Genomic DNA, 24612 nt, shown 5'->3' with positions numbered 1-24612 from the left:
CTCAGATATCAGGTCGAACTGCTTCTCAACGCGAGCCAGTCACCAACAGACGTTAGTGGTGTCCAAGCCGATTGGTGGTACGTGAATGGCCTCGTTGTCACCGCGTATCCGTTCCGTTCTATCGGCACTCGGCCTCACCTTCGGGTCGTTCATCCTCGGAGCCGTCGTTTTAGCCATCGTCGGAGGGATGCTCTCCGCTTTCGGTGTCAATGTAGTGAACCGCCCATCTCTCCAGTTGTTCCTCAGCACCGTCCTGTTACAGGGCGTCACCTTCGGAGGCGTGGCAGTCATCTATCTCAAGGTTCGTAACCTTGACCTCGACTTCGTCCCGTTCTCGATTCCGAACTGGCGTGAACTCGGTATCACAGTTCTCGGAATCCTCGCCCTGTTAGCCATCCTCATAGTGGCTTCATCTGTCATCTCGTACTTTGGCCTCGATGCCGCTCAAAATCAAATCACGGAGATTGGCCAGCAGAACCCGACAGTGTTCCTTGTTCTTATCCCTCTCTCGTTTCTGTTGGTTGGCCCTGGTGAAGAACTGCTGTTCCGAGGAATCATCCAGGGCACGCTACGGGAATCGTTCCACCCAGCCCGGGCGATCGTTCTTGCAAGTCTCCTCTTTGCCTCGATCCACCTCTTCTCGCTTTCTGGCGATGGTAAGTTGGTGTATATCGGGCTCGTGTTCGTCTTGGCGCTCGTTCTCGGCGCGTCATATGAGTACACAGACAACCTCGTCGTGCCGGCTCTCATTCACGGCGCATACAATGCAGCCCAGTTCGCCAGTGCGTATCTGGCAGCTACGGGAGCCTGATACATTCACCAGCCCCGATTTTCGAGTTCACGAATGTCTTCGATGGTGATGTCGCGAGTTCCGGTGGACAGAACTCAAATCACGTCCTCAGGATCATATTCGTTCCGCATCCGCTGGGCCTCTTCCGAGTATTGCTCCTGTAGCTCCGGATCGTCGACCGAGCCGAGATTGGCCGGGTCGGCATCGACTGCCGCTGTCGTGTCGCGGACATCCGTGAAGGAGGTGAGTGCGCGCTCCTTTCGGAAGTACTGCTCGCCGTCAGGCGTCGCGTAGGTGAGGATGATCAGATTTTGCTCGTCGTCAGAATACGTCCGTTCGACTAGCCACACGCGTACCCCGGCCTCCGAGTCACCTGGCATAGTCCCACGTTCGCCCATCATCAGGAAATGCGTGGTGGAGACGCACGTGCAGCGAGTCGAAACACTTGCTAGATACGAGAACAAATCGGAAAGCGGAGACTATTTACCTTCGTTGGCGGACGTGGAGAGCTCCGCCGCTCAGAGTCAATCCAATCGAGATGAAGGTCCCGAGAAGCTGAATCTCCCCGAACCAAAACGGGAGCCCTGGGTAGAGTGCTCGAAGTCCGACTAACAGTATCGACAGTCCGGGTATCGAACCCTCAGAACCTGGGTCGTCCACGCTGGACGTGTCGGACTGGGGTCCACCGACAGTCTCGCCAACTGGCAGTCGATCCGCTTCATACGGGATTCGCTTGGTTTGGTAACTCCAGACCACCGTACCGTTTTCATTCACCTCGACGATGCGCCGGTTCAGCGTATCCGTTATCAGCGTGTTCCCGTTGGGAAGCCGGTCGGCATCACGAGGCCAATCGAGCGCGATGCCGCCTGTTCGAGTGAGTGTCCACGAGGGCTGCCACTCGCCATCCTGTTTGTGGAGTTCGACGACGCGGTCGTTATCACTATCGGCGACCAGCACGGCCTCCTCCCCGAGCCACTGCGGATTGTGCTGGTGGTTCAGAACCGCTGGGTCACCACAGCGAATGTCGCCGTCACTGTCCGTATCTCTGAGTTGGCCAGACTGGCGGCAATTGTCGTCATTACGGTTGGATCGGTCCTCGTTAATTACCTCGACGACTCCATCACCGCGTTCGACGATGAGGAGCTGGTTCGCGTTTCGAACGGAGACGAGATAGCGGCCGTTGTCGATGACATCTACGTCGTTGATGTGGAGCCAGTCGGTCCGTGTCGGGTCAGCTGGAGCATCGTAGAAGGAACTCGCGTTCCACTGCCAAGTTACCTCGCCGTCTTTGACCGTGAAGATACGCTCGTACTCCATGTCCGTCAGCAAATATTCGCCCGACTGAAGCTGTTCGACATCGTGTACCTCGCTGTTCGTCCGGGTCCGAACTGGGAAACTGTATCCTGGGCGAACCTCACCGGAGTCCGAGTCAATGACCTGGAACCCAGTGCGAACACAGGGCGACTCGTATGGGCCGCAGGCTTCGTACCCCCCATCCATGAATCCAGCCAGAACGGTTCCATTCTCGGTTCGCGTGACATCGAAATAGCTCTCAGCAGCATCCTCACGCCAGACAACGGAACTCCCATTTAGCAGATAGACGCTGCCGTACTGGTGCCACCCGGGACCGCCTCCCTGCGAGCCGACGAGCGTGCGTTCTTGATAGCCCTCGCTGGGCGTAGAACCAATCGAGGGGGCCAGAGCGGCACTGACCCCGAGCATGGCGACGAACAGGACAACACCGCTGACAGCCAACAGTGTACTGGCGGGTAGCTGTTGAAAGCGGTTCCAAATCGCTGCCCTGGGACGAGGTTCGCTCATTGGTTAGCGAGAACGCCTCGTAGTGGTAGCTACCTGCGTTGCTGTTTCGAGATTCATCATATCGTCTCCTTCCATCGGCGTATGGCGTTCTGAAGACGGGAGTACAGTTGAGCGCGGTGGTATAGCCCATCGGTTGTAAGCCAGCCCAGGAGCAGAACCCCTGCTACAAGTGTACGCACGAAGTCCCACGGCCCCATCCAGACGGGCCTGATCCAGGGGGTCACGTGGGCCCACCGTTCAGCGAACCACGACGCTTCTGAATCGACCGGGGTGTCTGCGAACGTGTTCGACAACCACTCGGCGAAGGTCGATCGTTCACTCGCACCGGGAGTCAACGCTGCACTTCCCTGGAGCGTCACTGTGCCGGTTGCATTCTGCTCTCGAATCGTCGGGCCGCCTGGTTCATCACCGAGCTGAATTCGCTCCGCGTCGTATGTTCCCCACGGAGCATAGAACTCCCAGACGACCTCCCCACTCGGTGTCACTTCCATAACGCGGTGGTTCAACGTGTCTGTAACGAGGGTGTTCCCATTCGGCAGTCGGTCGGCGTCACGGGGCCAGTTGAATTTACCCCGGAGCGTCCAGGTCCGTTCCCACTCTCCCCCCGTTTTTGCGTACTCGACAATACGGTCGTTCTCACTGTCGGCGACGAGCATCGTAGGAGTCCCCCCTTCACCTCGAAGATACTGGGGATTGTGCTGCTCATAGAGCGTCGAGAGGTTGCCATCGCTCCCCAGCTGTTGGGTGACGTTCCCCGTAGATCGGTTGACAACGATGACCTGATCGAAGTTCCGGGGTGACGCCAGATACCGGCCGTCACCGATTTTATCCACGTCGTTGACGTGTGTCCAGTCGTCAGTATACTTTCCACCACCACTACGATTGTACCCGTGGTTGCGGAACTTCCATTCCCAGACCGTCTCGTTCTCTCCGAGGTCATAGAGGAGGAGCCGGTCATTGTTGTTGCCGGTCGTTTCGTTGTAGTTCCGCATATTCGCCACGAGCAACTGATCGCCGTTCACGAGGTCGATGTCGTGGGTGTCTTCCCAGTCGAACGTTCGTGACCACTGGGTCTGCTGCGACTCAGGATCCCAAACGGTAACCACCGTTTTTCCGGGCTTGGTTCCAGTAATCAGTAGCGACCCATTCTGGAGTGGGTCAACGTCGTAAAACCAGACGATCCCGTTCTCCTCCCCGTTGTACTCCCAGTTGACATCTCCACGGGGGCCGACCCCGACGAGGCGGGCTGGTTTCTTCCCGCTGTTCTGTCCGGCAATCTTGAAGCCCTGAACCGAGATGACTGTCGTTCCGTTTGCAGGACGTTCCATCGTCCCTGATTGGAGGGACGTGGGTTGGTACGTAACCGCCGACACCGCTGTCGGTGTCAAGAGTACCAGGATCAGCAGCAGTGTGAGTGCCCGCACACCCGTCTTTCGGGACGAGGGCACCGGGATGGGTAGGTCATCTCGATTCATACGTTTCTTTTCATCGTGTGAGCAGTGTCTGAGTTGTCTCTCATCGGTTCACTTCGGCATCATCGTATCGGCGACTGACGAAAACGACCAGCAAGAGAAGGACCCCGAGCAAGACACCAATCGTCGCGCCGCCATAGACGGCTGTTCCTGTGGGTGTGGGAGCAAGCTGGACGACCCCAAACAGCTCCGGATCCAGTCCTTGTGGACTGATCACACCGATAATGAAGCCGAGTCCTGCAGTGAGCAGAACGATAATCAGATACACTACGAGGACAAGATTCCTACCACCTCTACGACTGGGATTATCATCCATAGTTACTCTAGATTACCTATCGAGTGAGTGGCCTCTGCGTCGGAATTCACAACCATTCTATTGGGGGTATCGGGTACTGCTACGTCCTCGTTTGTAATGTAAGGAGTCTTGCCGGATTCCTATTAGATGGGAAAGCGCCGTGTTCGTTCCGCATAAGGTTGAATTCGTATGAGATAGGGCATCGAGAGAACACGACCTTCCGCTTGCTAAGCTGACTAACTGAGAGCTGTGGGTCAAGGCCCCGGCCGACTGGCTGAGCGCGACCCCTATCGTCGATACCACCAGACGATCTCGGTCGTTCCCCACACCACGCCTCCCACGAGAAGCACCACGAGTTCCAAGAGTTCTGCAAGTCCCATCCACGGAGGCGTGATGTACATAAGGCCGTTGAGATATTTCCCGGGAAGTATCTGCTTGATTGCGATTTGCAGCCGATCTCCCAGGCCACCCGTTCGAGACTGTAGCGTTGCCTGGGTTGCGCTGGGGCCGCCAGTGCTTTCGTCACCAGTTCCGATTCGCTCGGCCTCGTACGGGAAGGCGATGTTGACACTCCATACAACGTCGCCTCGTTCGTTCACCTCGAACACACGGTTTCCGTTCGAATCCGTGATGAGCGTGTGGCCGTTCGGAAGCCGGTCGGCATCACGGGGCCACTGCATACGCCCATCTCGCCACGTCCACGTGCGATTCCACGTTCCATTTGTTCGTTGATACTCTACGACACGGTTGTTCTCCGAGTCGGCCACAATAGCTGCCGGACCACCTCGTTCAGCGGGAATATAGTCCGGGTTGTGTTGTTCGTATAACACGCTGTAGTCGTCTTCCGTCCCGAGAGTCCATCCCTTATCGATTCCACCGCTCCGATTGAGGAACACTACTCTGTCTTGATTACGGGCGCTCACCATGATTCGCCCGTCGTCAAGCACTTCGACGTCGTTTATATGTGTCCAATCTTCGGGATACGGACCGCCCGATTCCCTATCGAATGCACTGCTGGCGTTCCACGTCCACTCGGTTTCCCCCGAAGACGTGTTGACGACGAACACCCGATCGAGATAGATATCTGCAACGGCTAGGTGGGTTTCGTTCAGGCGGTCGGCGTCGTGATAGCGCGTCGCTTCCTTCCCGGGCGTTATTTCGGACCAAACCTGTGTAACCTCCCCGGTGGTCAGATTGACCCGCTCGTACCCGTTCCGCGTACACGCCTCACTCGAGCGGGCGTCTTCGTATTGCTGCCAGATCGTTGCGTCCACCCGCCGCATACTGGTGTTCCATGTGTCCGGGCAGGCCGACGGCTCCAGGTGATCCGCGTACATATACTCGACAGTCATCCGCGTACCCGGCACCTGGTCGACATCCCAGTACCGTGTGTGCGAATCGTTGTAGTAGCGAACACTTCCGTTCGGGTTGAACGCGACGAGTTCCGCTCGCGCTCGTGGCCCATCGCTCGCGTTGCCACGCCACGAATTCGAGTCAGTGGCGATTACAGTGACGTTTTCTCGGGGCGGGGCGACTTGTTGGTGAGAGTTCGAGATTCCCTGCTCTGTAAGGTTATTCTCAAACGTGTCGTCAGTGGCCCCAGCTACGAATCCATAGAGTAGGCCGCCAGCCGCGAGACAGACGACAGCGGCGAGCAGAAGTCGAACAGAACGCTTTGATACCACTATGTCATGGGATTTCATCGAATCGGATTTGATTATATGGGTCGTAATTTGAGACAGCTGAGAGTCATGTCGTTCAGAGGTTGTTAGGCTTCCCAACGACGTACGTAACCAGCGTTCTGAGAGTGCGGATTCAGGCGTTACGCTACGTAGCGGTACCCGGGATAGTTGCGTTCAAATCACACTACTCATCAGCGTTCTGGTGCGTGCCAACATTGCGTCGGGCGACTACGTAGACTGGTTGGATGGGGGGTCCGTTTCGGACTGTTCACCCGTATTGCTGTAACGGCTCGGTGACGTGCGAGCGTCGTAGACAGCGATCAACAGAAACACGGCTAACAGCATATCAAGAGCGTGTTCGATCAGGTGATGCTGGCTAATTGGGATGATATCGCTCAGAGCTAAACCCCCGAGCAAGGCCTTCATAACTAGCGTTCCAAGGGCTAGAACCACGAACAGATAGGAACGGGCCTGACGACGGGAGAAGGCAATGATACCGGCTGTCACCAGCACGGACGAGGCTAGTCCACCAATAAAGAGTACTGGGAGTAATGCGGTGTCGATGGGCTGGTGTCCGGACCCAACGTGCAGTACGGTTCGATAACTCGGTGGAGATATGAGCGAAGCAAATCCAGTTTGCGTGTCAACCTCCTCAGAGAAGACGCCGCTTCTTCCGATCATCCAGTTGTCCTTCGAGGTGATGGAGTGGCCGTGCGCCACGTGCTTGGTTCGAAGATACGTCTCGAGGACACTGTACACACCGCAGTTACCACCATTCTATGCTGACGCCAGTATACCCAGCTGACGGACAGTATATCCCTGATTTGATGGGATATTGGCCAGCATACAGTATGTCGACGCTTCTCCATTTTGTTCGTTATACGCGCGCCCTCGAAAACAAATTCTGGTATAACTCTCGAATCAGCGTCATATACTGACCGACAAAAGGCCTCGTTGAAGATTGATTGAATATCTGCGGGCGGCTGGGACCGACTTATCCAGAAAATTCGCTGTACTGGACACTCCCCTGCTCGACGATGGGCTGGCTCTCGGGGACGTCTCCATCCGGCGGCATACTCCCTTCGGCAGGGCCGCCTGGTTCGCCGACGACGATCCGGCCGACCATCCCTAGGGACTTGTGTGGAATACAGAAGTAATCGTACGTCCCCGTGGTCTCGAACGTGTGCTCGTAGGTCGCACCCTGTTCACTCAGCGTTTCGCTATTGAATGCTTCCGCTCCCTCGGGAATCCGGGTGACCGAGGCCGAACTCTTTCCTTGCTTATATGCGGTCGCAGAGTGACTTCCGCTTTTGATTTTGAACGTGACCGTCTCTCCGGGTTCGACGAACAGGCCAATCGGATCGAAATAGTACTCGCCGCCCTCGGTGACCATCATGACCGTGTTCGAATCGCCCGAGCCATCGGTTGTTTGCTCTCCCGATCCGTCCGTCGTCGCCGGGGTATCGGTCGTGGTCGGCTCACCGCCACCATCTCCGTTCCCTGAACTACTACATCCGGCGAGACTGGTTACGCCACCTGTTGCGACAATTCCGGCTGTCTTGACTAGTCGTCGACGTTCCATATCTACTCATCAAACCCCCCAGCTTAAGTGGCAAAGGCGGATTCCCAATACGTAGGATACCGCCTTGATTTGACGTACCGAGGTCGCAAAGTCAGAGTGATGGCATTCCACCTGATGTGGATTAATTCTTTATTCGATCTGCGGGTCATCGTTCAGACCAGTAGAACCATCTGTCAAGGTGAGATCGATGGTTGATCCCGTCCTTGCCAGCCGTCTCCAGTTCGCACTCACTACGATCGTTCACATCATCTTCCCAGTGATGAGCATGGGTCTCGCTCCGTTCCTCATCTATTTCACTTGGAAAGAGATCCGCACTAAGAAACCAGTCTACGAACAGCTCCGTCGGTTCTGGACACGAATCTTTGCAGTGAGCTTCGTCGTGGGAACCGTTACCGGGCTCGTCCTTGAGTTCGAATTTGGAACGAACTTCGCCGCGTTCTCAACGACTGCCGGAGAACTGTTCGGCGGCCCGCTTGCCCTCGAAGGGATGATGGCGTTCATGCTGGAGGCGACGTTCCTCGGGATCTTCGTCTTCGGCCGTGACCGGGTGTCGGACCGGCAGTACTTCGTATCGAGTCTTGCCGTTGGGCTCGGAACGTGGCTCTCAGCGGTCTGGATCCTCATCGCGAACTCGTGGATGCAGACGCCGCGTGGGTTCGAAATCGTCGTGGAGAACGGCCAGCGAATTGTGAAGCTTACCGACCCAGTCGCGGCGTACCTCAATCCGAGATTCCCGTACATGTTCATTCATATGCAGAACGCGGCCGTCGAGTCGGTCGCACTCTTTATGGCCGGCGTCGCCGCCTACTACGTGTTCCGGCACCACGTCTGGGGCTACCCGATTGAACACATCGATGTTTGGGAGAAGACGCTCAAAATCGCGCTCGTCGTCTTGCTCATCACGGCGCCACTGCAGGTGATTCAGGGTGATGAGTATGCCCGCCACGTCTCTGAAACCCAACCCCAGAAATTCGCCGCGATGGAAGCCGTCTGGGAAACAGACTCCTACGTCCCCGAGTATATTGTTGCGTTCCCCACGGATGTCAACGACCTACTGAATCCACGCACGAAAGAACTCTTCGGCATCGGTATCCCCGGTGGTGCATCCTGGCTTGCGAGTGGCGGAAACCCACAGGCAACGATACGCGGCCTCGAATCCTTCTCGACGAAAGCCCCACCAGTGGCGATCGTTTTCTGGGCGTTCCGAATCATGGTCGCACTCGGCTTCTGGTTCATCCTGTTGGCCGTCTGGGGTGCCTATCGATGGTGGCGGGGCGAACTCTTCGAGGACGATCTGTTACACAAGGCGTTGATGGCGTCGTCCCTCCTGGGATTTGTCGCTGTGGAGGTCGGCTGGATCGTCACCGAAGTCGGGCGACAACCGTGGGTCATTCAGGGGGTAATGAAGACGAGTGCCGGCGTCTCTCCAAGTCTCACAGGCGCCGAAGCAACGTTCACTCTCCTCGGATTCGTTACTGGATACATCCTGTTACTGGGCCTCTACACCTACGTCGTCGGTCGTATCATCCGAGCGGGGCCGCCATCGAGAGACGAACTCACGCAGAGTGATGCTGCCCATGTCCCAGAGTCAGAGGTGACGTCCGGTGACTAACGTCGGATCGCTGGCCACGAAGCCGCTATTCGGATTACCACTCGCCGAGCTCTGGTTCGCGCTGCTGTTTTTCATCTTCGGGATGTTCCTCTTTCTCGACGGCTTCGATTTCGGCGTGGGCGTCCTGTTTGCGACCCGTGACGACTCCGACGAGAAAGAACAGCTGTTGGCCGCTGTCGGGCCGTTCTGGGACGGGAACGAGGTCTGGCTCGTCGTCTTCGGTGGAGCACTATTCGCGGCGTTTCCGTCCGTCTACGCGAACCTCTTCAGCCGGTACTATCTGTTGATGTTCGCGATTCTCGCCGCACTCGGGCTCCGAGGGCTCGCTCCCGAGATGTACGAGGAGCGTGAAGACGACCGCTGGCGGACACTCTGGGGCTACTCGTTCGTCATCGGAAGTACCGTGACACCGTTTCTGCTGGGGCTGTTCGTGATGAACTGGCTGGTCGGAGCGACCAGCCTGATCACCCCAGTGGGGGTCCTCGGTGGTGTCACAGTCCTCGTCCTCACGATCGTCGACGGGGCGGCGTTCCTCGGGCTGAAAACCCGCGGCGCGTTGCGAGACGAGATGCAGAACTACGGTGTCCGAGCTGCCGTGGGCTATCTTGGTGGAGCGATCATCACTCTCGGAGCGATATACGTGACCGAACCAGCACTACGCCTCTCGTTCCGATCACCCACCGTCGTTGCACTTGTGATTCTCACTGCGACCCTGACGGGAATCTACGTCGTCGCGCTCCGCAGCCGTCGGTACTACGCCGCGTTCGCGGCGACAGCCGCGCTCGTCTTCGGACTCGTAGGGCTCGTTGCGACCCTTCTGTTCCCCGTCGTCGATCGGACCGCTGGACTCACCATCCGAGAGGCAATCATTTCGACGCTTCCGCTCAATCTCATGTCGATCATGGCGAGCGTGCTGCTGCCGATCGTGCTCGTATACTTTGTCGTGCTCTATTCAGCGTTCAGCGGTCCCGTCGATACTGAGGAAACCTACGGATGAGACGCACAATCAGGCAACAGCGTGTCGTTGAGTTGTGGAGATCGAGTCCAATGAGGAATCAACATCAGTTCGTGAATAGGGTGACCTGAGAAGATGACATCAACACAGTCCAGTTCGGAACCCCGATTGCTGTCTCGGATCTTGGTGACGTGGATCGAACTCACGGTTGTTGGGTTCGGTGGAGGTGCAATTGGGACATCGATTGGTGGCCCGCCAGGATTGATTATTTATTTCGTCACAACCCTCGCCTCAGTCGGAGTCCTCTTCTACAACGTGAACGAACTCATCAAGCAATGGATTCCCTCCGATGCAAACGCTACGTAGTCATCTCAGTATGACGGACTCAGTTTCGCGAACTGATTTTGCTTAACTGGATTCGTTTACGATTCGATCAGAGAGCAGAGACGATCGGATACAGCGACTCCGTCCACGTCGAGCTCTGACTGATCCCAGGCACCTCATCCAATGTCGCTCCACCAGCAGTGGGTGGTTGCTGTCTACTCTGACTGCTTTCCCCTGCCGATCGAATCCGCTTTGATACTGCTTTGAAATATCTCACCTCGACGGACGCATCGCTCGCTAGCCGTTGGAAATTTCTGAGGTAAGCTCGCCCAACGGTCGAGTTACCGTGTAGGTGGGCGTAGAGACGCGAACTGGGGTCTCATCAGTCACGCCCGAGAACTTCAGAACGAGTGTAAAGCGCCCGTCTTCCTGGATGGGGGCAGCCTCGTACTGACGGTCCACAGCCGCCCATACATACTCACCAGCGTAGCGTGCATCAAGTTCACCCTCGATAACTCGCTCGGAGATGTCGCTCTGCGTCGTCGATCTGAGACCGGACATCGGATATCCGCGTTCCGCCCAGACGCCGAAGCCCTCATCGATCACGTACACCTCCGAAAATCCGGCCTTCTGGAGCCCAGCCGCCCTGATAGAGGACAGATGGTGGGGACAGCCACAGAAGGTCACGATGCGGTCGTCCTTCGGCCACTCTTCGATTCCGCCCCCAGTTGATCCCCGCTGTGCCGTTGAGAGTACACTCCCGTAGATGTGCGATCGCCTGTACTGACCGAGCCCACGAGCGTCGACGAAACGTGCTTCCGCACGGCGGTACCAGACCTCGATTACGTCGATCGGTGTGAGCGTCACGGCCTCGCCGTTCACGTCGAGCGTCTCGAAGGAACTCTCGTCGACATCCGGTTTCGGAGGGGGGTTCGGGAACTCCGGTGGGAACCCGTCTCCTGGGTCGCCATCTGCCGGAAAGTCGCCATTGACTACGAACGTTCCATCGAGGGTTCCGAGATGCTCGAACGGCGCCTCAGTGGACGGGGTACGCCCCCCATCGGTCGGGCTCGCCGTTTCACTCGGAGTATACGTCTCTTCGTCCGGCTTACCAGAACGTCCGGAACACCCGGCCAGAATACCTGTCAGTCCCGCACCCAGCCCGGCGAGGGTCTCACGGCGTCTCACGATGGTGAATCAATCGACTTGCACGAGTAAAGCGCTGTGGTTCGGTAGCAGGTGAAACGTTCTAACGGATACTATAGACCGAATATGAACGGACATAACAAACAGCACACCGCTCCCGATCCAGACACTAGTAGTTCGACCAAATCAGTCAGGTAGAAGTGGTTCGCGCAGTAAGACTCGTTAATGCTCCCGGACCGGGATCGAGCGACGGGCGAAAATATACGCGGACTGTTCCACCGGCTTGGATCCATCCGTCCAGTATCGCTATTCGTTCTTTTCGTCCTCACACTCACACAGGTTCCCGTCGCCTCTGCCCACGGTGCAACCGCAACCGGTGGGCTCTCCCAAGGCCACGGCGTCGCCCTCGCGTTCGTCGGTGTCGTCCTCATCGGGGGTGCCGTTCTTCTCAAACGAATAGAGCGTATCTCGCCAACAGTCGCGCTTTACGCCATATTCGTCGGCATCGCGGTGACTGCGCTCGGGGCCGTCCTCTTCGAGGGGTTTTCACCCGATCCCACGTACGGTGCGAGTTCTATGCCGTTCCCCCGGTCGTGGTATCCACTCCTCGGACTCGGAACTGGGCTGGGAATCGTGCTCGCGAGTTTCGCCATCGGCTGGCTTCGTTGGCCGACCCGTCCGCGGTATACCTTCCTTGGCATCCTGATGGGACTGTGGATTTCGTACCCCTATCTCATTCCTGGGCACGCGAGTGACACCCACCCGCTCGGGTACGCGATCGTCCTGGCGACACCACTCCTCGTCGGATACGTCGTCTGGAAAGACGCAGGACACATCCTTCGAGCTGTCTTCCGGGATCCGGTCGCTCGACGCTTTGGCATCGGGGTCGGCATCGTGCTTGCGCTGTTCTTCATCTCCGTCACGGGCTATCTCTCGTTTTTCCCCGAGGAAGGGTTCCCGCACGAACTGACAGTCGTCGTCCTTCCCAGTATCTATCAACTGGTCACATGGCCCACGCTCGAGATCGCAATTCCGCATATCCCGTTCTTCCTGGCAGTCTCACCAGGCCAAGCCATCATCGTCGGGATGTTGAGCGCACTCATCGGGCTGAACGCCGCTCTCATCGCCCGTCACTGGCGCGTTGAGGAACGAGCCGGCATGACCGAAGGGACCGCCGGGAGTGCGGCAATCGTCGGTACGTGTACCTGTGGTTGCTGTGGGCCACTCGTCGCGAAGATCGCAGTACTGGCCGCGGGACCCACGATTGCCGCACCCCTCTACTGGGTGTTCGTTGATTCCGCCTCGCCGCTCAGTGCGCTGTTCATCGTCGGGAGTCTCCTCCTGTTTACCGGTAGTCTGCTCTATTCGGTCGAATCGGCCCGCCAGCCAAACCAGTCAGCCTCTATCGTCCCGGCAGATTGAGGTGACGCATCTTCCGTGAGAACATATCGGGCGGTTCGTGCGAATGTCTAAAAATATGAAGAATAAACGGCGACAGTACCTCTATCTGGGGCTGGCAGCGGTACTGGTAGTTACCGGAACACTCGCGACCGGTTTGCTTCCGTCGTCGCCGTTCTACCAGATCCTCTCAGGAGCTATTATTGTGGTAGGATTCGCAGTCGGATTTGCGGGCCTCGGTGCATTCGAATCTCCCGAGTGACGACGCAGAAATCGTCTCCACTCGATTGAAATGCCATCTATCAAGTCGACTTTGAAACCGCTACTCGCCGATCAGATCCCGAAACGAATTCGCCGCGAGGAGACCGCCACTCGTCACGACCGCACCCATCGCGAACACCGGATTCAACAGCCCGACTACCGCGAGTGGAATCGTAACTACATTATAGAGAACTGCCACTGCATTGTTCTGTCTGACGCGACGCCGAGCCGCATCTGCGAGGTCGAACGTCGTCCCGACCGCTGAAAGGTCGTCATCGACGATAGAAATATCCGCCGCATCGGACGCGAGCGCCGTTCCACCGCCGAGCGAGATCCCCAGATCAGCTGTCGCAAGGGCGGGTGCATCGTTCGTCCCATCACCGACCATCGTGACCTGCCCCCTGGACTGTAGTCGGCGAATCGTCGCGGTCTTTCCAGCAGGCGGAACCCCTGCAAACACGTGGTCGACCGCAGGATGCTCGCCAAGGAATTCAGTAGCGGCCTCGTCGTCGCCGGTGAGGACGACGATCTCGATATCACGGTCACTCAGCTGTGTGAGCGTGTCGTCCCAGCCCGCCCGTGGCTCGTCGCCCACGACGATGACGCCCTCCGCCCGTCCGTCACGACCGACGATGACCGGAAGCTGACCGGCGTCTCGTGCCTCTGTTGCCCGCGTCTCGATGGCATCGCTGACAGACCACTCGAGTTCTGCAAAGAGATCGTGATTGCCCACGAGAACCCGTGTGTCCTCGACGACCCCTTCGACGCCGCTCGCGTGGCTCGTGAACTCGATGACGCGCTCGGCTTTCTCTGGGACACGCTGATCAGCAACACCACCATCCGATTTCGAGAGTTCGCCATCTCGATCCTGCTGGGCGAATGCGGTTACGATGGCGTCCGCCGCCGGATGCGATGCTCTTCGTTCCAAATCCGCGACGACTTCCAAGAGGTCAGCCGGTGCATCCACCTCAAGGACCTCCATCCGGCCGGTCGTGATGGTGCCTGTCTTGTCGAAGACGACAACGTCGACGTTCCGAAGACGCTCGAAGACGGTTTCGTCGAACACGACGATGCCGCGGTTCACTGCTTCCTCAATACTCGTTGCAACGGAGAGCGGAGTGGCGAGCCCGAGCGCCCATGGACCCCCAACAAAGAGCACTGACAGCGTCGTCAGGACGGCGATCAGGATGCCAGACCCCCTCACGAGCGACCAACCTCCGGCGAGGACTGATCCACCTACGACGAACGGAATAGCGAACGACGCGAGCCGATCGGCCTGTCGCTGGACACCGTGATTCCCACTCTGGAGATTCCAGACTGACGTGATGAGGCGGTCGATACTGCTGGAGGCACTGTCGCTCACCGTAAGTACAGCAGCGCCGTTCGTAACGACCGCACCGCCGACGACGTCGTCGCCCGCTTGCTTCAGCACAGGGAGCGATTCGCCCGTCACGACTGCCTCATCAACCGTACACTCGTCTTCGGCAAGCATCCCATCGACCGGAATGCGTTCGCCCTCACGGACGAGGATTTTATCTCCCGGTTCGAGATCGCTCACGTCAACCGTCGTCGTCCCATCGGCGTCATATCGTCTGGCGTCAGTGACCCGCGAAATAGTAAGGTCTGTCAAGCGATCCATCGCACGCTGCTTGCTCAATGATTCGTAGAAGATCGCAGCCACCACACTCGCGGCAATCACGATCGTCAGGTCGTAGTAGACATCGATTCGACCGAGAAGAAAGGCGATCGTGCTGTACACGTAGGCACTCACCACGGAGAGGGCGACAAGGAGATCCGTGTTCGGCTGTCGCATTTTGAGGCTGACGTACGCCCCCTGCAACAGCGGAAGTCCCGTGAATACGAGGACCACACCCGTCAGAACGAGAAAGAGCGGCAGGATCAACAAGCCGTCTCCACCGCCGATCCCGGACGCCCCGGCGAATATATCGAGCGTCCCATCTCCGAAGAACGACGAGAGCTGCGCCGGATAGAGGAGCGCCGCGTACGGGAGGAGCATAAACGTCCCAAAGATAACGCCAACAGCGTAGCGAAAGCCGAGTAGCTCGTCTATATCTCGACCGCCAATCTGGTCTTGCCGACGCGATCTTCCGACTACAGACGGCGCACGATCACTACCACCGTCACGAATCGCTGCCGTATAGCCGAGGGGACTCAGCGCGTCGCAGAGGGCGTTCGCTGAGACGGTCGAGGGATCGTATTCAACACGTACCGTCTCGGTTACGTAGCTCGCTGCAGCGTCGGTGACCCCCGCACAGTCCTCAGCATTCGATTCCAGAAAGGCTTCACACGTCGCACAGTGCATCCCGTCGACCTGGAAGAAGGCTCGTTCCTCAGTCCCCGATCGACGCGTGTCTGCATCGCATTCGTCCGCTCCAGAGCTGTCTGTCGGGGCCATCTGGCTATGAACTCCATCGCTACCAAGCACTCGATGGACGTTTCGACATCCATCACAGCAGAATACGATGTCCTCCTCAGCCACGACTCGATCGTCGGGGACAGCCTCACCACAAAGCGTGCACGTAGAAGATGGTGACTGTGATGGAGACACAATTGATTACCACGGGCTGACAGCTGGTCGAGTACAGCCACGGAACGTCACCGGCAGCCTCGGCTGAAAGGTCATTACCAGTGATACAGATGCATCGGTATTAAACGCTGTTCGGTGATGAGTATACTAAGTAGATACCCTCGGCCCGAATCTCCGCCTTTGAGTTCCAGAGAGAACATATGCCACCCATCAAAAAAGGGAACAGACGGATGCACGATATAACTGGGTTCCAGCGGGACATCTTGTACGTGATCGCCGGGCTCGAGGAACCACACGGGCTCGCAGTAAAGGCCGACCTCGACGACTACTACGAACAAGAGATCAATCATGGGCGGCTCTATCCAAACCTCGACGACCTCGTCGGCAAAGGCCTCCTGGAGAAAGGTGAACTCGACAAACGGACGAACGTGTACACGGTCACACAACGCGGAGTGCGGGAAATCGAGGCGCGACGTGAGTGGGAAAGCCAGTATTTAAAGGACGTGAACGCACCCACTACGTCGTAGAACCAGGCAAATAGAACTCAATATAAAAGCGGGACTGCTTTACCCACTTCCCACGAATACATAGTGAGATGGCTCGGCTCGTCTTCTATCACCACCCACAGGCCGAGAATTTCTCACTCAAATATAGCTCGGCATCGGTAGCAGAAATCCGGTCTCAGCGAGAGCAATCCGACGAGTCGACAAAGCTCATCGGGTACCCCTTCGAAGCTCCGGTCTATGTGCTCTATGAAGGCGATTCAGAGATCGAATCAGCTCAAGATATTGACTTCGATCAGGAATGGCTGAGCGACCGTATTCGTGACCTTCCTCGTGCTGGGCAAGTTGTCGCCTTCCGATTAGTGGAATTGCTCGAAGCAGCTGTCGATGTTCGAGAGGAGGATGAGTTTCGGCTCTACAAGGAGTTCGAACCGCAAAAAATCCAGCAGGCACTCGATCACGTGTCCTGGGGAGCCCCACTTCCGACCGTCGCTGGAGAAGTGATGTCGAATTTGATTCTCCGACATTCCCTCCCGAATGCGAATCATCGAACTGGCATCGCTATGCTGCAGTTCTGTATTGAGAGTGTGGACTCGGATTTTGCGATGCCACGAACACACGTCGACGACGATACCTGGCGAGAGTGGGTTGACCCCTACATCATTGATTCCAAGCGGCTCATCACGGTCCGCCGGAACAACCTCCGTTTCAAGCAACTCGAAGACCTGGATGTCGACCTCGTCGAACGGAAAGACGGGATCCAAATTCGATTAGCCGAGTTCGAGTTGGATATGCACTGGCGAGAAGCCCTTTCGCAGTACGCTGAGCAGCATGAATCCCACTGTACGGACTTTGCGCAGGCAGTTCTCGAACGAGCAGAACGGGACGATCTGCTCGACCGTCAAGGACCAACGAAACAAGAGTTCATCACGTATCTGGAGGGCGGACTCGTCGAACGGGACTTCAGAGAAATGTTCTGATCAGTCGCGAAGCTCGGCGACCGACTGTCCGACCTCGCGAACGTGTTCACTTCGCTCGAGGTCGAGTTCCTCGGCGAGGTAGTCAACCGTCTCTTCGAGGCTCATATGCGAAGAAAGTCCGCGAAGCGGTATAAACCTAGTGCTGAACGCTTCAGCACAGGCTGGTTGTGATCAATCTCTCATCTACCGAATCCGAGAATATCGATACCTGTCTTTGATTCGGCGATGGTGATACTTTCCGTGAGAGGATGCCGCCATCAGTCCTTGATAGATCTTCTTCGGGACGTTGTAGTACTGATAGACTCGGCGACCGTGGAATTCTATCTCGAGAGTGTTCGAACTCTGATCGTAGCCGACACTTTTCAGGTTACTCGACGAAACGGGTTTTCGGTTCATAGCTGTGGGATATAGCGGGCTACCGTACTCTTGATACGAGCGAGTAGGCTATGCTCTTTGGACGGTTCATCACCTTCAGGTTCAGCCTTGTCCTTGGCTGGCTCTTTCTCGACGGCAGCATCGAGACCCAGTTCTGCGACACTCCCTGTCTCGACAGTCGACGGCGTTGTCCGATACAGTCCAGTCTTCGCTATTGGGACGCCACGATCGCCGGTAGCTGTGAACGCCCCATTACAGAACTGGCAGTCGGGAGCAGCCTCTGCGTCGCTCACAAGGCGGTCTGAAGTTGCGCTGTACGTGCCGGTTTGGAATCCGTGCCGGTCGGCGAGGAGTCCCGTGAGGAACCGGTGCAGCGCGAACGTCAACCGTTGTACCGGTTCCTGATTGATCGTGATCACCGATGGTTGTTCTCCGGCAACGAGGTCAAGTCCATACTCGAGATTGTCTTCGTCTTCGCCTTCGGCATCGATCCGATCTTCGTTAATCGCATCCAAGCAGTCCAGACACGCCCGGTTCGCGCCGGACACTTGGAAGCTGGTCGCGATGCTTCGGAGTCCAGCGTCGTCGTCAACGTCGATATCCGTGCCTGCGTTGAACAGTGGCCGAAGGTACTGCTGGGCGGCCTCCGACACGAATCGACGTGACGTGGCGGTATCGGTGCCAGTGACAATCACGTCCGCAGCGACGACCTGCTCCAGCGCTCCCGGAGCCTGAACTTCCTCGTAGATGCCGTGATAGTAGATCGACGGATCGATATCGGAGACAACGCGTCCCAGGACCTCCGCCTTGGGCGTCCCACATCCGTCGATGGCCTCGGCCCACGCAGCTGGGACGACACCATCCTCGTCGGGCGTCCGCTCGGGATCACCAGCATCGGCTGGGCGTGCGCCGACGATTCGCGAGCGGTTGGATTCTTCCACGACGTCGGGATCAACGACCGTGATTTCGCCAACGCCGAGGTGAGCGAGCGTCTGGACGATCGGTGCCCCGAGTCCACCAGCACCGACTACGGCCACGTGAGCGTCCCGTAGCCGAGTGTTACCGCCGGCTCCGTGGAGCAACGCCTGCCGGTCGCGCATCTCGTCCTCGCCGTTTGAAGCCGGAGGGAGTCGTGAATCCGTCGTCCGAATCCGCTCTAGTTCACGGTCGTGAATGACAACGAGTTCATCAATCGGCGACGCGGCGGCCGTGATCGGCTCATGCCTGATCGTCGGAACGTCAGAGAGCCACGCCCGGCCGGTCAGACCCCCTTGACCAAAGATGAGACTTCCATGCGGACCAGCAGTTCGACCGGTCAGCGACGCCATATGGGCCGGTTCGTTCTCGTCGTCGGTGCCCGAGTAGCACGGCTGGCTCGAACGGGGATGGCTATGGCACATCAGGAGGGCCATATCGTCGAGATACCGATGGTCCGTTTCGGTCGCCCGCATCATCGACCGAATCGTCGTGTGATCGAATCGGACGATTCCGGTCGACTGATCGAGATATTCGTCCCGATCCAGCAGGTGGACCTCACGAATGAGATACTCGAAGACCCGCTGCCCACGATGAGTGTACTCCTGTGTACCGGCAACGAGATAGGCGGCATGTTCTTTCGGACACTTCTGCTCTGGACGCACGAGGTGCTCGCGCAGCCGCTGGTAGTCGGCGCCTCGGATCCGAACCCGTATCCGGTCAGCGACCGGCCACTCGTGATCAGGGTCTTCTAGTACGGAGCGAAGCCAGTGAGATACTCGCGACTTGCTCCTCGTCGCTCGCTCTCGGCTGCCGTCAGTCTCATGTCCCTGCATAGATGTAATGTGGGTGGATTAATCGCCAGCGGGAGGGGTCGCGTCAGTCACCCTGTCGGAGTCGTCCGTTCGCGACGGTCTCCAGATACCACTCGAGATCGGTCTCGTAGGGTTCCCACTCGATGCCGTCCAGTTTGTTGATGTGCCAGGAAAGAGCCAACCAGCCCCGGACTTGGTCGTCGCGAGATTTCCGAAGCTCGCCGCCTCCTTCAAGCCGGAGATCCTCGTCGACGTAGACCCAGTCCGGAGCCTTCTGGGGGTAGTTCTCGTGGACGCGGATCATCACGTCTGTCGTGTCCGCATTGTAGGCATCCGACGGGATCTGGTAGTCCCGAACGGTGACGTGGACGAACTGCGCCTCGGCCTCGGTATCGACATCGACCTCGTGGTTTTCTCGAAGGGCTTCGATGTCCGCTGCGAGCACGTCGTCGAGCTGGGTGCTCCCGTAGGCAGTGTCAACGGGGATTGCGTCGAAGACGTTCTCTTCGGCGAGGTTGATGTCGCTGTCTTTGGGGACTCGATCGTCCTCGTCTGGAGGGTAGAGGACGTACTGGTTGGGATCGTACTCGAACGTGCGCAGCAGTTCGATCGGCTCGATGTACTGCTGGTCGAGTACTTTCGTTTCCCCACTGACGGTCACCTCGTAGCCGTCAATCTCCTCGTCGTCCTCATCATCATCACCTTCATCAACATCTTCGAGCGCCTCATCAAGGCCGTCCTCGACTTCTTCGATGGCCTCTTCGAGTGCTTCGAGTTCCTCAGCGTAGCTAACATCGAACCCAGCCGCGTCCTGGAGGGTGTCGATGTCGTCTTGTGCTGACTGAATGTAGTCGGCCGCCCGATTGAGCGCGTCGTAGCGGGATCGATCCTCGTCGGTGTCTTGCCCCTCGTCGATGGCGTCCTCTGCGGCTTCGAGTGCGGCACGGAGGTCGTCGGCCGTCTCTTCGTCGAGAGACTCGAGCTGAGCGTTCAGTCCTCGGTAGCGGTCTTGGGCATGCTGGGTTGCTTCCTCGAGATCAGTTGGTTGCATGCACATTCGCCTAACAGCGTCATCCCCTTAAGCACCACGCGGTCTCTAACATCAGTAGCGGCATTAAGCACACAATCCGCACCAAACGCATAAACCACAGAATCACCAACAGCGATACATGCGCCCCAGTGAACGAGTTCATATCGCGCCGCTCGGGTTCGAGCGCGATCGTGTCGTCGAAGCCGCGAAGCAATTGAAAGCTGATCGATTAATCCTACTTGAATGGGGTGAGGGGGAACGGCCGCCATTTGTCGAGGAGCTGTATGAGGATATCGAGGCAGCTGGGATTGACCGAGAGATCCGATCCTGCAACATTTTCGATCTGTATGAGGTTGTCCGGGTGACGGCACGAGAAATCCAACAGCACGCAGACGATGACGTGTTCGTGAACATTGCAACCGGGAGTAAAATATCCGCAATCGGCGGGATGATCGCGTGTATGGTAACCGACGCTGTGCCGTATTACGTTGAGCCAGAACGATATGGTGAAAAAGACGCTCAACGGGTCAAACCGGTTTCCCACGGGGTGAAGAACATCAAGGAACTGCCGGCGTACCCAATAGATGCCCCCGAGACACAGCTCATCTACGTGATGGAGTACATTTACCGAAATGGTCCGGTCACGAAGAAAGAGCTAATCGAATTCGGCCAAGGGAACGGTAAACCAATTCAAGCAGGAACACCACCGGAGGGATTGCCCTTCATTACGGACCATGAGGCTGATTCGGACCGAGCCCGCTACCGATTACTCGAAACGCATATACTCGAACCGCTAAACGAGAAGGGTTTCATCGAAACAAAGAAGATTGGGCGACGGACGGACGTGGATCTTACTGAGGAAGGGGAAAATACACTCTCTGCGTTTAGACACCTCATCGAAACGTGATTAGTATCGTTAGCGGTCGGACGAGTCGGCCTCTTCGAGAGCTTCTGTAGCAACGTCTCCCAACTCCCCAGTCTCGATATGTGAATACCGGTCATGGACCATCTCCTCAGAGTTGTTGAGATAGCGGGCTGCAACGGGCTCCCCGAACGCCTGCACGAGAGTGTGCTCTGCCCGACCACGAGGGTGGGCAGCCCCAAGATCACTCGGTATATACCGCCGGCTGGACCTGAAATTGCTGTCGACATTCGTCGCTACAGAAATAGTACGTCTTCCCGCCGTACTGAACCGTTGCGGCGGCTTCGCCAGACAGGAGTTCCATTCCACAGACCGGATCGGTAGTCATTCATCAGAACGCTTCGGTGCCCACCCGAATGGTGATTTCGGAACGCCTCCAACACGTATCTATTAGGGAACGACGGGCGAATTCGGCGGTAACTCTGATGATTCGATTTCCTCTTCGACTCCTCCGGATTCTGGGCAAACTCGTCCCGTTTGTGATACTCTTTCTTCGCGACCGGCGTCGGTTTTTGCTCTTCGGACGCTCCCGCCCGATCTCTCGCGAAACGCACGCCCAGCGCGCCCGCCGGCTTCGCGACACCATGCTCGATCTCGGGCCGACGTTCGTGAAGATCGGGCAGGTCCTCTCGACTCGCCCCGACGTCGTTCCACCAGTGTACGCCGAGGAGTTCGTCACGCTGCAGGATGCAGTCCCGACGGGGCCATATCGCGAGATGATCCCCGCCCTCGCTGACGATGTCGGCTATCACTCCTACGATGACTTCGACCCGGAACCGATTGCAGGTGGGTCACTGGCGCAGGTCTACCGAGCGACGTATCAGGGCGATCACGTCGTCGTGAAGGTTCGACGACCTGGCGTCAAAGATCTCATCGAGACCGACCTTCGCATCACCCGCCGACTCATCCCGCTCGTCATGTTGCTTGCCCCGGAGCGCCTCCAGTTTTCGCTCCGAAACATGGCTGACGACTTCGAGCGCATCATTCTGGAGGAACTCGACTTCGAGCGGGAAGCCCGAATGATGGCGGAGATTCGCTCGAACTTCGAGGGTGACGAAAACGAGTCGGTCGTTATCCCTCGCGTCTATACCGACGTGTCCTCGGAGCGTGTCCTCACTATGGCCTACGCTGAGGGGACGAAGATCACCGACGTTGACGAACTCGAATCGAAGGGCCACGACCCGAAACGGGTTGCGAGAGATGTCGCAAACGCGTACTTCACGATGGGGCTCGAACACGGGGTGTATCACGGAGATCCCCATCCCGGCAACCTCGCCGTCGACGAGGAAGGCCGTATCGTCTTCTACGATTTCGGGATGAGTGGCCGATTTACGCCGACCATGCAGAACAGCGTCGTAAACCTCTATCTCGCTGCTGTCAATCGGAACGTCGATGGAATCATTGACGAACTCATCGCTCTCGGAGCCCTCGACCCCGATGCTGATCGAGCAGCTGTCGGGCACGTCCTTGAGTTAGTCATCGACGACCTGGAGGGGAGCGAGACCGTGAACTGGCAGCAGATCATTAGCGAAGTGACCGGAATGCTCCACGAGTTCCCGTTTCGCATCCCGCCTGACATCATGCTCGTCCTCCGGGTGGGCTCGATCAGCGAGGGGGTTCTCAGACAGCTCGATCCGGAGTTCGACTTCCTCGCTGCCGCACAGGCGTTCCTCCGCGAGCACGGGTTCATGGAACGGGCAGCTCGGATGAAACTCGCGGAGATGCGAGGCGAACTGGAAACCTCACTCTGGGCACTCCTCCGACTCCCAGCGAAATTCGAGCAAGAGCTTGACGCCCGTCAAGAAGAGCGAATGCAAGCTGTTGCCAGGACTCAGCAACAGGGATCACGTTCACTCGGGTATGCGATTCTAGCAGCGGCGTCGCTCATCGGTAGTGCCCTGCTTGTCCCAGTAGACATAACGTACTCGCTACTGGGAATGATCGTCGTACTCGTCTTTCTCTTTTTGTTCGTCCGATCACCAGACGATGGCAGACGATGATTAGTCGGCTATCCTCACGCCTGTAGACCCAGATGATTCTATACTTATACGAGGGCGTTCGAACCCACAATCATCTGACCGAGTCGCGGTAGGCAGTTCGTCCACCTCGGTAGACGATGAGCGTAGCAACGCCGAGCGCGGTCCCAAAGAGGAGCGTGAGACTGAGGTCGTGGAGGATTCGAATATCGTACGTTTGACTAATAGTCTTGCTCGCTACTGCGACGCTATCGAGGAGTAGCATCACCGCAAAGTAGCTCATCAGTGCGCTCTCGTCGACGACATCTGTCAGCCGGGATCCGGCATAGGACCCGAAGACACTCCCTCCGAGCAGTGGGAGTACGACTGAGAAATGGACGGCTCCTTGCTGGAGGTAGCGAACAGAGCCGAACGCACTCGATCCCGCGATTTGAAAGATATCCGTACCAACCGCTATCGATTTCGAGATACCCATACCATAGACGAGACTCGGAACCATCAGAAATCCGCCGCCGACTCCGAGAAAGCCGGAGAGCGTTCCGATAGCGATGGCGACGACGAGGACGAGCCACACGGAGACCTGCACGGTAGACCGGAGTTCGACTAGCGGTGGAAATCGGCTGAAAGCATATTGCTCGAACACCGGGGGAGTACGTTGTTCGATGGAGCCGACGAGTCGTTCATTGCGAACTCGACGGAGAATGATCACACCGACCACTGCCAGCAATACGACGTAGGCGATGCTGATGACGGTATCTGCAAGTCCTCTCCCGGCGAGCCAGAAGAGTATCCGCCTGCCGGCCTCGATGCCAACTGCCATCCCGAGGATAAGCAGGCCACCGAGCTTGTAATCGATGTGTCCAGCAGACCGGTGGGTGACGGCTGCAGCGAGTGACGTCCCAAAGACGAACACAAGACCGGAGCCCACAGCGGCTTCGGCGGGATGGCCGAGCACGAGGAGCGCCGGGGTGACAAAGAAGCTCCCACCCAGTCCAAAGAAGCCGAAGAGAATCCCCACTAGGAACCCGAATCCCACGAAGAACAGTGCCTCTATTTCTACGGGCGACATCGCTTTTAACCAGCCTCCATCTGATTTGAGGGGGAGTTCGTGACCGGGATTCCGCACGAATGCAGAAGGCTACGACAGCGC

The 24612-nt window shown here is 57.5% G+C and carries 23 protein-coding genes and 1 pseudogene; 9 read left to right on the top strand and 15 right to left on the bottom strand.

Translation table 11 applies throughout. From position 1 onward, the window contains the following. Positions 1-85: 85 nt before the first annotated feature. Entirely contained in the window at positions 86-811 is a 726-nt protein-coding gene (locus NL126_RS21465; RefSeq protein ID WP_255199016.1) for a CPBP family intramembrane glutamic endopeptidase, read from the top strand. Positions 812-885: 74 nt separating this feature from the next. Here NL126_RS21465 and NL126_RS21460 read toward each other — a convergent pair whose 3' ends face one another. The 7 genes from NL126_RS21460 to NL126_RS21435 all read right to left on the bottom strand — a co-directional run bounded on the left by NL126_RS21460 (position 886) and on the right by NL126_RS21435 (position 7642). Beyond that, positions 886-1170, bottom strand: coding sequence for a DUF7967 family protein (locus tag NL126_RS21460; RefSeq protein ID WP_255199015.1), 285 nt, complete (start codon positions 1168-1170; stop codon positions 886-888). 103 nt (positions 1171-1273) lie between these two features. Continuing rightward, positions 1274-2611 (bottom strand): aryl-sulfate sulfotransferase, encoded by a 1338-nt coding sequence (locus NL126_RS21455; RefSeq protein ID WP_434084182.1) that lies wholly within the window; start codon positions 2609-2611, stop codon positions 1274-1276. A gap of 56 nt (positions 2612-2667) precedes the next feature. After that, a complete protein-coding gene (locus tag NL126_RS21450; RefSeq protein WP_434084181.1) occupies positions 2668-4086 on the bottom strand; it encodes an aryl-sulfate sulfotransferase in 1419 nt (472 codons plus the stop codon). Between the two features lie 40 nt (positions 4087-4126). Further along, the gene (locus NL126_RS22165; RefSeq protein ID WP_434084180.1) at positions 4127-4399 is read right to left on the bottom strand and encodes a DUF7520 family protein; all 273 of its coding nucleotides are present in this window, start codon (positions 4397-4399) and stop codon (positions 4127-4129) included. Positions 4400-4665: 266 nt separating this feature from the next. Further along, the gene (locus NL126_RS21445) at positions 4666-6081 is read right to left on the bottom strand and encodes an aryl-sulfate sulfotransferase (protein ID WP_255199013.1); all 1416 of its coding nucleotides are present in this window, start codon (positions 6079-6081) and stop codon (positions 4666-4668) included. A 207-nt stretch (positions 6082-6288) separates the two neighbouring features. After that, positions 6289-6819 carry a DUF7471 family protein gene (locus NL126_RS21440; protein WP_255199012.1) on the bottom strand — a complete coding sequence of 177 codons (531 nt, stop codon included), beginning with the start codon at positions 6817-6819 and terminating at the stop codon, positions 6289-6291. A 235-nt stretch (positions 6820-7054) separates the two neighbouring features. After that, a complete protein-coding gene (locus NL126_RS21435; protein ID WP_255199011.1) occupies positions 7055-7642 on the bottom strand; it encodes a plastocyanin/azurin family copper-binding protein in 588 nt (195 codons plus the stop codon). A gap of 187 nt (positions 7643-7829) precedes the next feature. Between NL126_RS21435 and NL126_RS21430 the strand changes: the two genes are divergently transcribed. Continuing rightward, positions 7830-9254 carry a cytochrome ubiquinol oxidase subunit I gene (locus tag NL126_RS21430; RefSeq protein WP_255199010.1) on the top strand — a complete coding sequence of 475 codons (1425 nt, stop codon included), beginning with the start codon at positions 7830-7832 and terminating at the stop codon, positions 9252-9254. Beyond that, positions 9247-10251, top strand: a complete 1005-nt coding sequence (gene cydB, locus NL126_RS21425) for a cytochrome d ubiquinol oxidase subunit II (RefSeq protein ID WP_255199009.1) — start codon at positions 9247-9249, stop codon at positions 10249-10251. Before NL126_RS21430 ends, cydB begins: the two co-directional genes overlap by 8 nt. Before the next feature lie 579 nt (positions 10252-10830). Here the strand turns inward: cydB and NL126_RS21415 are convergent. Beyond that, positions 10831-11721: a rhodanese-like domain-containing protein gene (locus NL126_RS21415; RefSeq protein WP_255199007.1), complete on the bottom strand. Its 891-nt coding sequence runs from the start codon at positions 11719-11721 to the stop codon at positions 10831-10833. 183 nt (positions 11722-11904) lie between these two features. On the opposite strand from NL126_RS21415, the gene NL126_RS21410 reads away from it, so the two are divergent. Continuing rightward, the gene (locus NL126_RS21410) at positions 11905-13101 is read left to right on the top strand and encodes a hypothetical protein (protein WP_255199006.1); all 1197 of its coding nucleotides are present in this window, start codon (positions 11905-11907) and stop codon (positions 13099-13101) included. Between the two features lie 298 nt (positions 13102-13399). Here NL126_RS21410 and NL126_RS21405 read toward each other — a convergent pair whose 3' ends face one another. Next, on the bottom strand, positions 13400-15754 hold the full coding sequence (locus tag NL126_RS21405) for a heavy metal translocating P-type ATPase (RefSeq protein ID WP_255199005.1): 2355 nt from the start codon (positions 15752-15754) through the stop codon (positions 13400-13402). 362 nt (positions 15755-16116) lie between these two features. Here NL126_RS21405 and NL126_RS21400 point away from each other — a divergent pair, with 362 nt between their 5' ends. Continuing rightward, a complete protein-coding gene (locus NL126_RS21400) occupies positions 16117-16413 on the top strand; it encodes a helix-turn-helix transcriptional regulator (protein ID WP_255199024.1) in 297 nt (98 codons plus the stop codon). A gap of 68 nt (positions 16414-16481) precedes the next feature. Further along, the gene (locus NL126_RS21395) at positions 16482-17369 is read left to right on the top strand and encodes a DUF8172 family protein (protein ID WP_255199004.1); all 888 of its coding nucleotides are present in this window, start codon (positions 16482-16484) and stop codon (positions 17367-17369) included. Positions 17370-17552: 183 nt separating this feature from the next. Here the strand turns inward: NL126_RS21395 and NL126_RS21390 are convergent, their stop codons facing one another. After that, positions 17553-17765, bottom strand: coding sequence for a KTSC domain-containing protein (locus NL126_RS21390; protein WP_220619822.1), 213 nt, complete (start codon positions 17763-17765; stop codon positions 17553-17555). Beyond that, positions 17762-19198: a HesA/MoeB/ThiF family protein gene (locus NL126_RS21385; protein WP_255199003.1), complete on the bottom strand. Its 1437-nt coding sequence runs from the start codon at positions 19196-19198 to the stop codon at positions 17762-17764. The genes NL126_RS21390 and NL126_RS21385 overlap by 4 nt, the downstream gene beginning before the upstream one ends. Positions 19199-19213: 15 nt before the next feature. Here NL126_RS21385 and NL126_RS21380 point away from each other — a divergent pair, with 15 nt between their 5' ends. Next, positions 19214-19474 carry a hypothetical protein gene (locus tag NL126_RS21380; protein ID WP_220619823.1) on the top strand — a complete coding sequence of 87 codons (261 nt, stop codon included), beginning with the start codon at positions 19214-19216 and terminating at the stop codon, positions 19472-19474. Between the two features lie 124 nt (positions 19475-19598). Here NL126_RS21380 and NL126_RS21375 read toward each other — a convergent pair whose 3' ends face one another. Next, complete coding sequence (locus NL126_RS21375; RefSeq protein ID WP_255199002.1) at positions 19599-20591, bottom strand: E2/UBC family protein; 993 nt, start codon at positions 20589-20591, stop codon at positions 19599-19601. A gap of 112 nt (positions 20592-20703) precedes the next feature. On the opposite strand from NL126_RS21375, the gene NL126_RS21370 reads away from it, so the two are divergent. Then, on the top strand, positions 20704-21471 hold the full coding sequence (locus NL126_RS21370) for an HFX_2341 family transcriptional regulator domain-containing protein (RefSeq protein ID WP_220619825.1): 768 nt from the start codon (positions 20704-20706) through the stop codon (positions 21469-21471). 9 nt (positions 21472-21480) lie between these two features. On the opposite strand, the pseudogene NL126_RS21365 reads toward NL126_RS21370, so the two are convergent. Beyond that, positions 21481-21651 (bottom strand): annotated as a pseudogene (locus NL126_RS21365) (site-specific integrase); the annotation flags it as partial. Positions 21652-21670: 19 nt separating this feature from the next. Then, entirely contained in the window at positions 21671-21814 is a 144-nt protein-coding gene (locus NL126_RS21360) for a YHS domain-containing protein (RefSeq protein ID WP_220619826.1), read from the bottom strand. Between the two features lie 97 nt (positions 21815-21911). On the opposite strand from NL126_RS21360, the gene NL126_RS21355 reads away from it, so the two are divergent. After that, positions 21912-23486, top strand: a complete 1575-nt coding sequence (locus NL126_RS21355) for an ABC1 kinase family protein (RefSeq protein ID WP_255199001.1) — start codon at positions 21912-21914, stop codon at positions 23484-23486. 70 nt (positions 23487-23556) lie between these two features. Here NL126_RS21355 and NL126_RS21350 read toward each other — a convergent pair whose 3' ends face one another. Beyond that, positions 23557-24531 (bottom strand): sulfite exporter TauE/SafE family protein, encoded by a 975-nt coding sequence (locus NL126_RS21350; protein ID WP_220619828.1) that lies wholly within the window; start codon positions 24529-24531, stop codon positions 23557-23559. Positions 24532-24612 lie beyond the last annotated feature (81 nt).

The organism is Halorarius litoreus (genome assembly GCF_024362405.1).
GTDB classification, from domain to species: Archaea; Halobacteriota; Halobacteria; order Halobacteriales; family Haloarculaceae; genus Halorarius; species Halorarius litoreus.
This window is presented reverse-complemented; position numbering and strand designations above follow the sequence as displayed.

Coding starts and splice junctions, on each gene's coding strand:
- NL126_RS21375 (WP_255199002.1), bottom strand. CDS start 20,591: ATGTGCATGCAACCAACTGATCTCGAGGAAGCAACCCAGCATGCCCAA.
- NL126_RS21390 (WP_220619822.1), bottom strand. CDS start 17,765: ATGAACCGAAAACCCGTTTCGTCGAGTAACCTGAAAAGTGTCGGCTAC.
- NL126_RS21360 (WP_220619826.1), bottom strand. CDS start 21,814: ATGACTACCGATCCGGTCTGTGGAATGGAACTCCTGTCTGGCGAAGCC.
- NL126_RS21410 (WP_255199006.1), top strand. CDS start 11,905: ATGCTCCCGGACCGGGATCGAGCGACGGGCGAAAATATACGCGGACTG.
- NL126_RS21405 (WP_255199005.1), bottom strand. CDS start 15,754: ATGGCCCCGACAGACAGCTCTGGAGCGGACGAATGCGATGCAGACACG.
- NL126_RS21350 (WP_220619828.1), bottom strand. CDS start 24,531: ATGTCGCCCGTAGAAATAGAGGCACTGTTCTTCGTGGGATTCGGGTTC.
- NL126_RS21400 (WP_255199024.1), top strand. CDS start 16,117: ATGCACGATATAACTGGGTTCCAGCGGGACATCTTGTACGTGATCGCC.
- NL126_RS21385 (WP_255199003.1), bottom strand. CDS start 19,198: ATGATGCGGGCGACCGAAACGGACCATCGGTATCTCGACGATATGGCC.
- NL126_RS21455 (WP_434084182.1), bottom strand. CDS start 2,611: ATGAGCGAACCTCGTCCCAGGGCAGCGATTTGGAACCGCTTTCAACAG.
- NL126_RS22165 (WP_434084180.1), bottom strand. CDS start 4,399: ATGGATGATAATCCCAGTCGTAGAGGTGGTAGGAATCTTGTCCTCGTA.
- NL126_RS21435 (WP_255199011.1), bottom strand. CDS start 7,642: ATGGAACGTCGACGACTAGTCAAGACAGCCGGAATTGTCGCAACAGGT.
- NL126_RS21395 (WP_255199004.1), top strand. CDS start 16,482: ATGGCTCGGCTCGTCTTCTATCACCACCCACAGGCCGAGAATTTCTCA.
- NL126_RS21445 (WP_255199013.1), bottom strand. CDS start 6,081: ATGAAATCCCATGACATAGTGGTATCAAAGCGTTCTGTTCGACTTCTG.
- NL126_RS21370 (WP_220619825.1), top strand. CDS start 20,704: ATGCGCCCCAGTGAACGAGTTCATATCGCGCCGCTCGGGTTCGAGCGC.
- NL126_RS21355 (WP_255199001.1), top strand. CDS start 21,912: ATGATTCGATTTCCTCTTCGACTCCTCCGGATTCTGGGCAAACTCGTC.
- NL126_RS21450 (WP_434084181.1), bottom strand. CDS start 4,086: ATGAATCGAGATGACCTACCCATCCCGGTGCCCTCGTCCCGAAAGACG.
- NL126_RS21460 (WP_255199015.1), bottom strand. CDS start 1,170: ATGCCAGGTGACTCGGAGGCCGGGGTACGCGTGTGGCTAGTCGAACGG.
- NL126_RS21430 (WP_255199010.1), top strand. CDS start 7,830: ATGGTTGATCCCGTCCTTGCCAGCCGTCTCCAGTTCGCACTCACTACG.
- NL126_RS21465 (WP_255199016.1), top strand. CDS start 86: ATGGCCTCGTTGTCACCGCGTATCCGTTCCGTTCTATCGGCACTCGGC.